Origin of the sequence: uncultured Mailhella sp., from assembly GCF_944324575.1 — a bacterium.
GTDB lineage: Bacteria > Desulfobacterota > Desulfovibrionia > Desulfovibrionales > Desulfovibrionaceae > Mailhella.
Window position 1 is genome coordinate 13,735 of sequence record NZ_CALUWV010000001.1, and the last position, 12,970, is coordinate 26,704.

The following is a 12,970-nucleotide window of genomic DNA, read 5'->3' on the forward strand; positions in this document are numbered from 1 at the left end:
GCCGCAATGCGGAGGGCAGCATACCGTACTTTCCGTTGGACCCGTAGAATCAGTGAAGGAAAAGACATGAAGAAGCTCATCGCATCCATGCTTGCCGCGGCCCTGCTCCTCCCCGCCGTTCAAGGTTTCGCCGCTGACTATACGCTCAGCCTCAACCTGCCCATTCCTCCCGTGCACAAGCGCTGGACCAACGCCCTCAAGCCGTGGGTCGAGGAACTGGAACGCCGTTCCGGCGGACGCATCAAGGTGGAACCGTATTTTGCCGAAGCCCTCAGCAAGCAGGGAGAGGCCTACGATTCCGTGAAGAACGGTCTTGCCGACATGACTGAATCGAGTTTCACCGTGGCTTTCGGTCAGTTCCCCTATCATGAGCGTATGGCGGACTTCACCGATGTGACCCGCTCTCAGGATCATCCTACCGAGATTCTGCTGACCATCCAGAAGGAATTTCCCGTAGTCATGAAGGAGCTTGAAGGCGCGAAGCTCCTTTTTACGCACTGTCTGCCCATAGGCATGCTCATAGGCACCATCAAGCCGGTGACGAGCATTGAAGATCTGCGCGGCATGAAGATAGCCTGCATAGGCGGCGCCGTGGCCGCGGCCAAGGTGAACGCGCTCGGCGCTTCCGCCGTGACCATGCCTGCGGGTGAAGTGTACATGGCACTGCAGCAGGGCATAGTGGACGGCGCCACCTGCAACTTCCAGCTTCTGGTGAGCCGCCGTTTCGGCGATCTCATCAAGCATCTTCTGCCCCTCAACCTCGTGGGCGGCCCCTTCTACTGCGCCATGAGTCAGGAAATTTATGACGACATGCCTGAAGACCTTCAGAAGGTCATCGACGACATGTCCGGCGAGTACGCCGTGGATCTGTTCGAAAAGTTCTGGAACGACGATCAGTACGAATCCGCCAGAATCTGGCGCGACGACATGAAGGGCGAGATTCATTTCCTTTCCGAAGATGAGTACAGCAAGGCGGCCGAGCTCATCGAGCCCGTGCAGCAGGAGTGGATAGACAAGCTCAACGAACTGGGACTTCCCGGAGACGCCATAGCGGCGAGGACACGGGAACTCGAGGCGCAGTACAACGCGAAGTGGAACGAGTCGCGTCTGCATCAGATGTTCGCTCAGTAAGATAGAGAGCTGCGGTCCTTCCCGGGATCTGTGAGAGGGAAGGACCGCATGATATGTCATCTTGTTTCATCGATATGGGGGAAGGATATGTATGAGAGCTGCACCGGAGCGTCCGGAAGTCTGCTTCGAGTTCTGGAACCTGCGGCCAATGCCATAAGCACGTTCTGCAAGTGGCTCAGTGCCGGCGGCATGATCGTGTTCATGGGCATGGTCATTCTGACCTTTCTGGACGTTTTCCTGCGGTATTTTTTCAATTCGCCTCTGCCCGGCACCTATGAAGTCACCGAAATGCTCATGTCCATCGTGGTTTTTTCGGCCATAGCCTACGGGCAGTGGAACAAGAGCCACGTCATTATGGACGTGGTCACAGGCGCGCTGAAGGACGATGACAGAAACACGCTGGAAGCCGTGACCAATATCTGGAGCCTTGCCGTATGCGTGCTCTGCATCTGGGCCACAGGGCGCTATGCTCTCACCGTCAAGAGCACCACAGGCCTGCTCGGCATTCCCTACGAGCCCTTCGTATGGTTCGTGGTGTTCGGCTTCGTCACGCTTGCGCTTTCCTTCCTGTGGGATTTTCTGGTTTCGCTGCACAAGGTGTCGAAGATGGGTACGACCCGTCTTGTCATCGTCTGGGCGGCGGGCATCATTCCCGTGCTCATCGCCTGGTACCTCGGTTCCCATCGTCTCATGGGCGTGAGCAGCGTGGTCATAGGCTGCATCGGCATCGTGGTCATGTTCCTGCTCTTTTTGAGCGGCATGTCGGTGGCGCTCGCCCTCATGGCCACGGGCTTCATGTTCTCCGGGTCCATTCGCGGACTCACGGCCACGCTGAACTTCTACGGCAAGGCCATGTTCTCCACGTCGGCAAGCTATACCTGGTCGCCGCTCATGTTCTTCATGGTCATGGGCTACTTCTGCTTCTACGGCGATCTCGGCCGGGACCTCTATGAATGTGCGCGAAAGTGGCTCGGTCATCTTCGCGGCGGCCTTGCTCAGGGCAGCGTATGCGCGTGCACGGCCTTCGGCGCCGTGGTGGGCGATTCTCTTTCCGGCACCATCGCCATGTCGGCCATAGCCCTTCCCGAAATGCGTTCCGCAGGCTACGACGACGAGCTTGCCGTGGGTACGCTGGCCTGTTCCGGCACCATAGGCTGCCTCATTCCGCCGAGTGCCATGTTCATTCTTTACGGCGTGCTTGCCGAGCAGTCCATCGCCGATCTGTTCATGGCGGGCGTGTTCCCCGGGCTTCTGTGCATGCTGGTGTACTGCCTGACCATATGGTTCATGGTGTGGCGCAAGCCCTCGCTGGCGCCCACGGTGGAAAAAATGCCGCTTCCGGTGCGCATGCGTTCCCTTGCTTCGGCCCTGCCCATACTTCTGCTGTTCATTCTGGTCATCGGCGGCATTTATGCCGGTATGTTCACGGCTACGGAAGGCGGCGCCATAGGCTCCGTGGGCACGCTCCTCATCGCGCTTTTTCTCCGTCGCTTTACGCTGAAGAAGTTCATCGCCAGCCTGAACGATGCCTCCAAGTTCATCACCATGTCGTTCACGGTGCTTACCGGCGCGACCGTGCTCGGCTATCTCATGACTCTGAGCCGCATTCCCTCCATACTGGCAAGCAGCATAGGCGCCATGGGCATGCCCGGATGGGCCACCATGACGGCCATCATCGTGGTGCTGCTTTTCCTCGGCTGCTTTGTGCCCGCCATGCCGCTCATGCTGGTGTGCGTGCCCATCTTCGTGCCCATCGCCCACATGTTCCACTGGGATCTCATATGGTTCGGCGTGCTCATGGTCATCATGATGAACATGGCCTCCATCACGCCTCCTTTCGGCATCAACCTCTTCGTCATGAAGTCCGTGGCCTCCATTCCCCTGGGAGCCATGTTCCGGGCGTCGGTGCCCTTCATCATCGGACTTGCCCTCGTCATCGTGCTCATTCTCATCTTCCCCCCGCTGGCCACCTGGCTTCCCGCCGTCATGCGCTGAGAAGGCGGAAGAGCTGTCGGAGCGCCCGGTTTCCGGTCCGAGAAGGGCCGGGGGCCGGGCGTTTCCCTTTGCCCGCTTTTGTGCTAGTCTTTCGCCCTGCAATTCGTTCTCCGCTTCTGAAAAAAGGCGGGGAGTACCGGGCCCTGCGCGGCCCTTTCCTTCGTTTTTCAAAGGCCAGCCATGAAGATTCTTCTCGACAGCGGAAGCGGCGGCAGGGCGTCGCAAAGACTCATCGCCGACGTTTTTCTCCGGCATTTCGACAACGGTATCCTGCGCCGCATGGACGATGCGGCCGTTCTCGACCTTCAGGGCCCCGTGGCCATGAGCACGGACGGCTACACCGTGACGCCCCTGTTCTTTCCCGGCGGCAGCATAGGCACGCTTGCCGTGCACGGCACGGTGAACGACGTGTCCATGATGGGCGCGCGTCCCCGCTATCTTTCCTGCGCCTTTATTCTTGAGGAAGGGCTGGACTCGGACGTTCTTGAGCGCGTGGTGGCCGACATGGCCCGAGCCGCAGAAAAGGCCGGTGTGGCCATTGTGACGGGCGACACCAAGGTGGTGCCGAAGGGCGCGTGCGACGCGCTTTTCATTACTACTGCGGGCGTGGGCGAAGTCATTGCCGATCCCGCGCCTTCCGGCAGCTCAGCCCGGCCCGGCGACGCCGTGCTCGTGAGCGGAGCCATGGGCGACCACGGACTCACGGTCATGGCAAGGCGCGACAATCTTACCTTTGCCGCGGACGTGGCGAGCGACAGCGCGCCCTTGAATCAGATGGTGGAGCGGCTCATTGCCGAGGTGGGGGACATTCACGTTCTGCGCGACCCCACGCGCGGCGGCCTTGCCACCACGCTCAACGAGATAGCCGGGCAGTCGGGCGTGGGCATTGTCGTGGAGGAATCCGCCGTGCCGGTGCACGAGAGCGTGCGCGCAGGCTGCGACGTGCTCGGTCTCGATCCTTTGTACCTTGCCAACGAGGGCAAGCTCATCTGCATCCTTCCCCGGGAAAAGGCGGAGGCGGCGCTTTCGGTCATGAAGTCCTGCGAGTTCGGGGCCGAGGCTGCCGTCATAGGAGAGGTCACGGCCTCGGAAAGGCCCCGCGTGGAACTTCGTACCTTCATGGGCGGCTCAAGGCTCCTTTCCATGCTGGAAGGCGCGCAGCTGCCCCGCATCTGCTGAGGACATCATGCGCATCGCCGTCTGGAATACCGCGTTTCTGGGAGATTCCGTTCTTACGCTGCCGCTCATCCGTGTTCTCAAGGCCGCGTGGCCTGAAGCGGAGCTTGATTTTTACGTGCGCGGAGGACTCGCCTCTCTCTATGAGGCTCAGCCCGAGATTTCCCGCGTGTTTTCCTGCGACAAGCGCGGAAAGGACAGGGGCCTTGCCGCCGTGTTCCGCGAGGGCCGCGGCATTGCGCAGCGAAAATACGACATCTGGGTAGACGCCCATCTCAGCCTGCGCAGCTCGTACATGGCATGGGCCAGCCGTGCGCCCGTGCGTGCTGGCTACGCCGAGGCCGCGCTTTCCCGCGTTGTGTTCACGCGCCGCGTGAGCCGCCGTTTCGACGAGCTTCAGGAAATAGAGCGACTGCTGCTTCTGGCAAAGGCGCTGGATGTGCCTTGCGGGCTTCTGGAAAACCGGGAGCTGTGCTGGCCGGCCATCGTGCTTCCTGCCGGCGCCGTGGAGGAGGCGGACAGGCTGCTTGCGCCCCTGCCTGCGGGGAAAAAGACCATAGGCCTGCATCCGGGTTCGGTATGGCCCACGAAGCGCTGGACGCCGGAAGGCTTTGCCTTTATTCTGCGCCGTGCCCTGGATGACGGCGTAAATGCCGTGCTGCTTGCCGGTCCCGGCGAGGAGAAGACGGCCGCCGAAGTCCGCGCCCTTGCGGGTGTTCGCGGCGACGAGGCAGGATTCCTCGACCTTTCGGGGAAAACCTCGCTGCTTTCCCTGGCCGCGGTGCTCGGCAGACTTGACGACTATGTCACCAACGATTCCGGTCCCATGCATCTGGCCTGGGCGCAGCATACCCCGGTGACGGCGCTGTTCGGCCCCACGGTGCGAACGCTCGGCTTTGCGCCGAGAGGAGAGACGAGCACTATCATCGAGGCGGACGTGTCCTGCCGTCCCTGCGGACTGCACGGGCACAAGGCGTGTCCCAAAGGGCATTTTGCCTGCATGAAGAACATAGACCCTGCCGTGGTGTGGAGCGACGTTGTGCGCAAGATTGCGGCAGGAGCACAGGAATAGCCATGTCTTCAAAAAAAAACAGGCCGCTGCCGCAAAGCCTCGGCCTGCCGTTTACCGGCGCGGACAGTCACGCGCATCTTGACGACGAGCGTCTTCTGCCCGACCTTTCCGGCATGCTGGAAAGAGCAGCGTCTTCCGGCGTGTCGCTCATCGTGCATATGTTTCTTCAGCACGAGCGCTACGCGTCGAACCGCGATCTCATTTTGAATGCTGCGGCCGCACTTCCCAAGGCTCCCGACATCTGCTTCGTCCGCGGACTCCATCCCGAGGACGTGCTTGCCGCCGACGAAGAGGAGTGGGAACATCTGGTGGACGTGGTGAAGAACGATCCTCTCATCCGCGCCATAGGGGAAATCGGACTGGATTATCATTACGAGGAAGGCTATTCTCCCTCCGCGCTTCAGGAGCCGTGGTTCCGCAGACAGCTCAGACTGGCCAGGGAACTGGACAAGCCCGTGGTCATTCATTCCCGCGAGGCGTGGGACAGGATGTTCGCCATTCTCGACGAGGAGGACATGCCGGGAAGGCCTCTTCTCTGGCACTGTTTCGGCGGCGATGCGGCAAGGGCGAGGCAGATCATGGAGCGCGGCTGGCACATCGCCTTCGGCGGCGCAGCCACCTTCAAGGCCAACGCCGAGGTGCGCGAGGCGCTTCACGCGGTTCTGCCCGAACGGCTCATGCTGGAAACGGACTGCCCCTATCTTGCCCCGGAACCCTGGCGCGGCAAGACCAACGAGCCGGCGCTTGCCGTGTTCACGGCCGAGCGCCTTGCCCCGGAACTTGCCATGAGCACGGAAGAGCTCTGGACGCTTGCCGGAGAGAACGCGAGGCGCTTTTTCGGCATGTAGGCCGTTTCGGGAGCGCTGCGGCGCTTTTGGGTCTTTGCGTCCGTTTTTTCCTGACGCAACGCGTCAGAGCGGCGTTTTTTCGACAGAGATACAGAGGCGGCTGTTCCCCGCCGCGCAAGACAGGAACGCTCCGTGTGAGCGACATTTTTTCAGGAGATCATGGATGGGCAAGAGCGGATTTCACTGCATCACCTTCGGCTGTCAGATGAACGTCAACGACTCCCAGTGGGTTGAGCGCGCGCTCATGCGTCTGGGCTTTCAGGAAAAGCCTCTGGAAGAGGCCGACGTGGTGTTCATCAACACCTGCTCCGTGCGCGAGAAGCCGGAACAGAAGGTGTACAGCGCCCTCGGCCGCGTGCAGCGGGCCAATCCGCACGCCGTGGTGGGCGTGGCTGGCTGCGTGGCTCAGCAGATAGGCGAGGAGCTCATGCGCCGCCATCCGCAGGTGCGTCTTGTGGCGGGAACCGACGGCGTGGCTTCCGTGCCCGAAGCCTTCGTGCGGCTTTTGAACGAGCCGAAGCTGAAGCTCTCCTATCTCAACTTCACCGATGTGTTTCCCGATCGTGATCCCTGCCTGGTGGATGCGGCGGGACGCCCGGAGCAGGAAGGCGTCACGCCTGTGGCCTATGTGAACATCATGCAGGGCTGCGACAATTTCTGCGCCTACTGCATCGTTCCCTACACGCGCGGGCCGCGCAAGTCGCGTTCTGCAAAGGCCGTGATTGACGAGTGCCGTTCCTGGGTGGCGCGTGGCGCGGGCGACATCACGCTGCTCGGGCAGAACGTCAACGTGTTCGGCAACGACAAGAGCGGCGACGGCACCACGTTCCCCGAGCTTCTGCGACAGGTGGCGGCCATTCCCGGGCTGCGGCGCATCCGCTTCGTGTCTGCGCATCCCCGCGACTTTTCGCAGGAAACCATCGACATGTTCGCGGAGCTTCCGCAGCTTTGCCCGCGTCTTCATCTGCCGCTTCAGTCCGGCTCGGATTCCATGCTGAAGAAGATGGGCCGCGGTTACACCATGGAGCGCTATCTTTCCGTGGTGGAGAGGCTCAGAAAGGCCCGGCCCGACATGGCGCTTTCCACGGACCTCATCGTGGGATTCCCGTCGGAAACGGAAGAGGAATTCGAGGACACGCTGAAGGCCATAGACAGCTGCGGTTTCATGTCGAGTTTTTCCTTCTGTTATTCCGACAGGCCGGGCACGCGCGCCTCGGCCATGCCGTTCAAGATTCCCCATGAGGTGCAGCTTGAAAGGCTGGAGAGGCTCCAGAGCCTTCAGAACGAGCGTGCCGAAGCATGGCTCAAAAGCCGCGTGGGCCTTGTGACCGACGTGCTTCTTGAGGGCCCGAGCCAGAGAAGGACGGAGCAGAACAACGAATGGCAGGGCCGCGACCCGTGGGGCGACATGGTGAATGTGACCATGCCCGAAGGCGAGGGACGTCCCGGCGAGTTCGTGGACGTGAAGATAAACAGGGCGCTCAAGCACTCGCTCAAGGCGTCGCCTGTTGAGAAGAACGCGCAGACGCGGGCATAGAGACGTTTCAGGAGAAAAAGCGGCGGCGAAACGAAGGTTTCGCCGCCGCTTCGCGTTAAGAAGAAGCCGGGGGCCTGCCGGAACATTGTTCTGCGCGCAGGAGCTTCGGCGCTCTTTTTCCGACAGAGCGCTCTCGTCCGCATGAGCCTGCGGCTACGACCGGCGGCAGGATGCGGCGGGTCAGCCGCGCGGAAAAAGCGTCGGCTGCGAAGCGGCAGGGGCATGAGGCAGAACGGAGAACGGCGTTCGGCTCTCGTGCGGTACAGGCGCAGCCCCGGACATAGCCGACGGTCGGGCGCCTTTTACCGCTTGTTCAGGGGCGAGTCGAGCCGTGCGGCTTCGGCGAAGAGTTCATGCCACTTCGGAGCCCCCGGGAAGACGACGATTTTCTTCGACAGGTCTCTGCCTGCAAGTCCGGAGTAGTCGGGAGCGTAGCGGAAGGCGCGATGGATCACGTTGGCGGTGAGGTTGATGTCCTTCACGCCTTCGGGGTCGGCGGTGGCGTCGTTTTCCGTGAGCATGGCTCTGGCCTCGCCGTTGCTCATGAAGGGACTCACGTATTCCCACACGACGCGCTTGTCCTGCGTCACTTCAAAAAGGTGTCCCGTGGCCGTGGAGGTGACGAGCACGTTGCCGTTCGGCAGATGCTGGGCGGCTCCCTGATAGGCGCTGTAGAAGGCATTGAGGTTGTTGGCCGCATACTCCCACACGATGCTGCCGGAGGCGATGTCCACCACTACGGCACGGGAGCGGTTGGCCTGCGGGCGCTGCCAGCCGTTGTCGAACAGGGAGATGCGGTCATTGCCGAGCCAGGTGGCATCGTGATTGCCGAAAAGCACCTGACTGCCGTCGTCGCAGAAGGAAGGGCGAGTCCCTTCGCCGTGGCTTGCGGGATTGCCGAAACGCCAGACCACCCGGCCTTCGGCGTCGTGATTCACGATGAACGCCTCGCAGAAGTTCCGGGAGCTTATGAGCACCTGATTTTTTTCTGCGTTGTAGCGCACACTGTTGATGTGCATCCAGTCGGAATCGCCGTAGTAGTTCTTGATGGGCAGGCGGCAGTTGATGTCGAACTCGTCTTTGCCCGTGCCGATGTGGTCCCAGGCGTGCCACGACCAGACTTCCTGACCGTTTTTGTCCACTTCCACGATGTAGTCGGCCCACAGGCCGTCGTAGGGGGGCGTGTGGCCGGTGTCGTCGCCGGGCTTCGGCAGCGTGCCGGGCTTGCGTCCCTTTGCCTCGGCCTCTTCGCAGCTCTTGTGTTCCCAGGCCACGATGAGGGTGTTGCCGTTCGGCATGCGGTCGAAGGCGTGATGACTCAGCCTGTGATCATCGTAGATGTTGTGTTCCCACACCACGTTGCCGTCCCAGTCGATTTCCTGGAGGCCGCCGGACACCCCGCCGAAGGGCACCTTCTTTTCGTAGCGTATGCCGCGCAGCAGGTTGCCGTTCGGCAAAAGTTCGGCATAGAGGCCCGGAAGACCGGCGGTTTTCCACTCATGCACCACGTTGCCTTCCATGTCGAGAAGATAGGAGGACGTGGACTGCATGGGAGAAATCAGCGTGTAGCCGGTCAGGGCCTTTTCTTTGTCGTACGTCAGTACGCCGGTGGGCGTGGACATGGTTTCCACGGCCTTTGCCCTGCGTGGGGAGAGGAGAAGAGCCGTGCCGAAAAATGCCGCGACCGCGAGTGCGGAAACAACGAGACTGCTCATGAATGCCATCCTGAAAAAAGTTGAAATGGTGATGCTTCCGATGCCGGTTTGAGCCCGCGCCGTTCGGAAGCGGGCACAGTGTTGCAGAAATGAGGACGCAAGGGAAGAGAAATTGCAGTGCCTGCCGGAGCGTGTCGGAGAAAAGACGCTCCGCGTCGGAAGAGAACGATTAAACAGTGACGCCCCGGGACATCGTCAGACATCCGGGGCGGAAAAAAAGGCCGGACGGACAGCGCGCGGCTGCACCGTCCGGTCCGGGCGCGTGAGCGTTCACGCCTTTACTTGATGTATTCGTTTTCCCATCTGGTCATGGTGCCGTCGGCCTTGATGCCGGCCATCCAGTCGTTGACGGCCTTGAGCAGATCGGGTTCGCCCTTCTTCATGAGCACGCCGAAGTGGTTTTCGGTGAAGGGCTTGTCCACGAGAGGAGCGGCCACCTTGGGATTGTCCTTGACGTAGCGCACGGCTTCCATGGTTTCGGTGATCATGACGTCGGCCTTGCCTTCACCCACGAGACCGGGGATTTCGGCGTTGTGTTCATGCATGATGAGCTGAGCCTTGGGCGTGGATTCCTTGGCGAACTTTTCATTGGTGCCGCCGGGGTTGTACATCACGCGCACGGAAGGCTTGTTCACGTCGGCAAGAGACTTGAACTGACCGGCCTTGGTCTTGGTGACGAGTATGGTCTTGCCGAAGGTGAGGTACGGATCGGACATGGCCATGTCGTTCTTGCGTTCGTCGGTGACGGTGATGCCGCACATGGCCACGTCGAACTTGTCGGCCATGGTATCCGCCTTCAGGGTCTTCCACGTGGTGGGCACGTACTCGAGCTTCACGCCGAGCTTTTTGGCCAGGGAAGCGGCCATTTCCGCGTCGAAGCCTTCATACTTGCCGGTTTCCTTGTTGAGATAGCTCATGGGCTTGTAGTCGCCCGTCGTGCCGACGAGCAGCGTGCCGCTGGATTTGATTTCCTTGAGGCTTCTGGCCTGAGCGTCCTGCAGGGCCATGCCGGAAACGGCGGCAACGAGCAGCGAGGTCATAAGGATGTTCTTGAGCATTGCGACATTCCTCCTGACAGAAATGTTATAAAAGTCGCTCAACGCTACGGCATTAGCGGCCGTCTGTCCAGCTTCAGAAGGCTTTTGGAGAAGAAAAAACTTTGAAAAATCGGCGGAGGTGTCGGCTCAGAAGGGTTGAAAAACCCCGGTGGACGGCCGTTTTCTCAAGAGTGCGGCGCGGGGAAAGGAAAGGGGCGTGTCGAGCTCTTTCTGACCGGCGGATCGAACGTTTTTGTCAAAGATCGCCCCTGACCTTCCGGTGACGACACCGCGCAGGCGTACCGTTCCGTAAGGCTCGAGGGCATGGCGGGGAAAAGGTTGCGTGCCGGATGCGCTCGAATGCAGGAAAGGCGTCGGCTCAAAGGAGTCGGCGCCTTTCGTTGAACAGCGTTTTTCAGACGGGCCGCGCAGCGGAAACGGCATGTCTCTACAGCCAGCGGAACCAGTCCTTCCAGGAACCCTGCTGGTGCTCCCGTATGCTCTGCGCCTCTTCCTTGCGGTACTTCAGGTAGGCGGCTTCACCCTTGGTTCTGGCGTATTCCGCTTCTTCCGTCACGTCGGGATAGGTGCGCACGACATACTGATAGCGCGTCCATGCGGCCTGATAGTTTTCCATGCCCCAGAACACGTTGGCGATGAACAGCTCGCGCTGAGCCAGCGTCTTGCGGCAGGCGGCGATCTGTTCGGCGGCGTTCCTGCCGTACTCCGTGTCGGGGTATTCCTGCTGGAGTCTGGTGAAGTATTCCAGAGCCTCGCTCACGGGCGTGGCCGAGTGGTCGATGGAGGTGTAGGAATTCTTCAGGGACATTCCGGTCTGATAAAGCACATATGGGATGGCTTCATGGCGGGGATGCAGCGTCTCGAAATCCTTGTAGGATTCTGCCGCAAGCAGATATTCGCCGTCAAGGAAGTGAGCGTCGGCCAGCGCCAGTTCAGACTCTATGACATAGGGGCTGAAGGGGTATTCATCCTTGATGCGGGTATAGTAGACAATGGCCTGCGAGTAGTCCTTTTCGCGCATGGCGTCGTTGCCGGCCTCGAATATTTCCTGAACCGTATCGTCGGCAGGGGGCAGGAAATACTCATCTACCATGGAACAGCCGCTCAGGAAGATGGTGCAGGCAAGCATTCCCATAAGAAGCAGTTTACGCATGCCATTGCTCCAGATAAGAGGAAGCCGCCGTTGCCGCCGTGGCTCCGTCGCCCACGGCGCTGCTGACCTGGCGGCAGCGCTTGGCGCGCAGGTCGCCCGCAGCAAAGATGCCGGGAATGTCGGTGCACATTTCGGCGTCCGTCAGCACGAAACCCGCGGCGTTGCGGTTGATTCCTTCGGGAAGATAGCCGCTGACCGGCTCCATGCCCACATAGATGAACACGCCTTCTACGGGAATGACGCGGCTCTCTCCGTTCGTCACGTTGCGCACGGCCACCGAATCCACGCCTGCGGCACCGCCGCGGATTTCGTCCACGACGCTGCTCGTCACGAGCTCGATGTTGGCCGCTTCACGGATCTTGCTCTGGTAGACCATGGCTCCGCGGAAGGCGTCGCGGCGGTGAATGAGATAGACCTTGTTGACGATGCGCGAGAGGTAGAGGGCTTCTTCCAGGGCGGAGTTGCCGCCGCCCACCACGGCGACGTCGCGTCCGCGGTAGAAGTTGCCGTCGCACACGGCGCAGTAGGACACGCCCTTGCCGCTGAAGGTCTCTTCGCCGGGCGCGCCGAGCTTGCGGTGATGCGCGCCGGTACAGGCTACCACGGTTTTGGCCTTCAGTTCTCTTTCCTCGTCAAGGGCGAGACGGAAGATGTTTCCCTCGGCCTTTTCCACCGAGAGAACCTGTCCGCGCACGCGCTCGACGGGATACCCGGCAAGGTGGGCGTCAAAAAGGTCGGCCAGTTCCCAGCCTTTGATGCTTTTGGGAAAGCCGGGATAGTTTTCGATTTCGGCGGTGCTGAGTATCTGTCCGCCCGGGGCGGCGTTTTCGACGAGCGCAACGCTGACACCGGAGCGGACAAGATACAGGGCCGCGGTCAAGCCCGCGGGCCCTGCGCCGATAACTACGGCATCGTACAGCATTACAGAGCCTTTTCTATCATGCCCACGAGGTGGGACTTGGCCACGGCTCCGGTCACCTGATCGACGACTTCGCCGTCCTTGAAGACGATGAGGGTGGGAATGGCGCGGATGCCGAACAGGCTGGGAACGCGGGGATTTTCATCCACGTTCACCTTGCACACGAGCGCGCGGCCTTCATATTCGGCAGCCAGTTCTTCCACGATGGGGCCGATGCCGCGGCAGGGACCGCACCAGGGAGCCCAGAAGTCAACGAGAACCGGAATGGAGGATTTGATGACGACGCTTTCAAAGGTGGCATCAGTAACTGCGGTGGACATTGGTTGAACTCCTTAAACATGGATTATGGTGAACTCCGGAGAAGCC

Annotated in this window: 11 protein-coding genes; 6 read left to right on the forward strand and 5 right to left on the reverse strand. The window is 60.8% G+C overall.

The window, feature by feature from the left end; all coding sequences use genetic code 11:
- Nucleotides 1-66 precede the first annotated feature (66 nt).
- The 6 genes from Q0J81_RS00060 to miaB all read left to right on the forward strand — a co-directional run bounded on the left by Q0J81_RS00060 (nt 67) and on the right by miaB (nt 7,759).
- Nucleotides 67-1,131, forward strand: a complete 1,065-nt coding sequence (locus Q0J81_RS00060) for a TRAP transporter substrate-binding protein (protein ID WP_294445338.1) — start codon at nt 67-69, stop codon at nt 1,129-1,131.
- 87 nt (nt 1,132-1,218) lie between these two features.
- On the forward strand, nt 1,219-3,126 hold the full coding sequence (locus tag Q0J81_RS00065) for a TRAP transporter large permease subunit (RefSeq protein ID WP_294445339.1): 1,908 nt from the start codon (nt 1,219-1,221) through the stop codon (nt 3,124-3,126).
- Nucleotides 3,127-3,306: 180 nt separating this feature from the next.
- Nucleotides 3,307-4,305, forward strand: a complete 999-nt coding sequence (gene hypE, locus Q0J81_RS00070) for a hydrogenase expression/formation protein HypE (protein WP_294445340.1) — start codon at nt 3,307-3,309, stop codon at nt 4,303-4,305.
- A 7-nt stretch (nt 4,306-4,312) separates the two neighbouring features.
- Complete coding sequence (locus Q0J81_RS00075) at nt 4,313-5,374, forward strand: glycosyltransferase family 9 protein (RefSeq protein WP_366937491.1); 1,062 nt, start codon at nt 4,313-4,315, stop codon at nt 5,372-5,374.
- A 2-nt stretch (nt 5,375-5,376) separates the two neighbouring features.
- A complete protein-coding gene (locus Q0J81_RS00080; RefSeq protein WP_294445341.1) occupies nt 5,377-6,222 on the forward strand; it encodes a TatD family hydrolase in 846 nt (281 codons plus the stop codon).
- 163 nt (nt 6,223-6,385) lie between these two features.
- On the forward strand, nt 6,386-7,759 hold the full coding sequence (miaB, locus tag Q0J81_RS00085; RefSeq protein ID WP_294445344.1) for a tRNA (N6-isopentenyl adenosine(37)-C2)-methylthiotransferase MiaB: 1,374 nt from the start codon (nt 6,386-6,388) through the stop codon (nt 7,757-7,759).
- A gap of 302 nt (nt 7,760-8,061) precedes the next feature.
- Here miaB and Q0J81_RS00090 read toward each other — a convergent pair whose 3' ends face one another.
- From Q0J81_RS00090 to trxA, 5 genes are all read right to left on the reverse strand, one after another.
- Nucleotides 8,062-9,474 (reverse strand): aryl-sulfate sulfotransferase, encoded by a 1,413-nt coding sequence (locus tag Q0J81_RS00090; RefSeq protein WP_294445345.1) that lies wholly within the window; start codon nt 9,472-9,474, stop codon nt 8,062-8,064.
- A gap of 278 nt (nt 9,475-9,752) precedes the next feature.
- Nucleotides 9,753-10,532, reverse strand: a complete 780-nt coding sequence (locus tag Q0J81_RS00095; protein WP_294445346.1) for a transporter substrate-binding domain-containing protein — start codon at nt 10,530-10,532, stop codon at nt 9,753-9,755.
- A gap of 427 nt (nt 10,533-10,959) precedes the next feature.
- The gene (locus Q0J81_RS00100) at nt 10,960-11,685 is read right to left on the reverse strand and encodes an outer membrane protein assembly factor BamD (protein ID WP_294445347.1); all 726 of its coding nucleotides are present in this window, start codon (nt 11,683-11,685) and stop codon (nt 10,960-10,962) included.
- Nucleotides 11,678-12,607 (reverse strand): thioredoxin-disulfide reductase, encoded by a 930-nt coding sequence (trxB, locus tag Q0J81_RS00105; RefSeq protein WP_294445348.1) that lies wholly within the window; start codon nt 12,605-12,607, stop codon nt 11,678-11,680. Before trxB ends, Q0J81_RS00100 begins: the two co-directional genes overlap by 8 nt.
- On the reverse strand, nt 12,607-12,924 hold the full coding sequence (trxA, locus tag Q0J81_RS00110) for a thioredoxin (protein ID WP_294445349.1): 318 nt from the start codon (nt 12,922-12,924) through the stop codon (nt 12,607-12,609). The genes trxB and trxA overlap by 1 nt, the downstream gene beginning before the upstream one ends.
- Between the last annotated feature and the right edge of the window lie 46 nt (nt 12,925-12,970).

Bases quoted from the DNA above. Each gene is read 5' to 3' on its own strand.
- hypE (WP_294445340.1), top strand. From the start codon at position 3,307: ATGAAGATTCTTCTCGACAGCGGAAGCGGCGGCAGGGCGTCGCAAAGA.
- miaB (WP_294445344.1), top strand. From the start codon at position 6,386: ATGGGCAAGAGCGGATTTCACTGCATCACCTTCGGCTGTCAGATGAAC.
- Q0J81_RS00075 (WP_366937491.1), top strand. From the start codon at position 4,313: ATGCGCATCGCCGTCTGGAATACCGCGTTTCTGGGAGATTCCGTTCTT.
- Q0J81_RS00090 (WP_294445345.1), bottom strand. From the start codon at position 9,474: ATGAGCAGTCTCGTTGTTTCCGCACTCGCGGTCGCGGCATTTTTCGGC.
- Q0J81_RS00060 (WP_294445338.1), top strand. From the start codon at position 67: ATGAAGAAGCTCATCGCATCCATGCTTGCCGCGGCCCTGCTCCTCCCC.
- Q0J81_RS00095 (WP_294445346.1), bottom strand. From the start codon at position 10,532: ATGCTCAAGAACATCCTTATGACCTCGCTGCTCGTTGCCGCCGTTTCC.
- Q0J81_RS00100 (WP_294445347.1), bottom strand. From the start codon at position 11,685: ATGCGTAAACTGCTTCTTATGGGAATGCTTGCCTGCACCATCTTCCTG.
- trxA (WP_294445349.1), bottom strand. From the start codon at position 12,924: ATGTCCACCGCAGTTACTGATGCCACCTTTGAAAGCGTCGTCATCAAA.
- Q0J81_RS00065 (WP_294445339.1), top strand. From the start codon at position 1,219: ATGTATGAGAGCTGCACCGGAGCGTCCGGAAGTCTGCTTCGAGTTCTG.
- trxB (WP_294445348.1), bottom strand. From the start codon at position 12,607: ATGCTGTACGATGCCGTAGTTATCGGCGCAGGGCCCGCGGGCTTGACC.
- Q0J81_RS00080 (WP_294445341.1), top strand. From the start codon at position 5,377: ATGTCTTCAAAAAAAAACAGGCCGCTGCCGCAAAGCCTCGGCCTGCCG.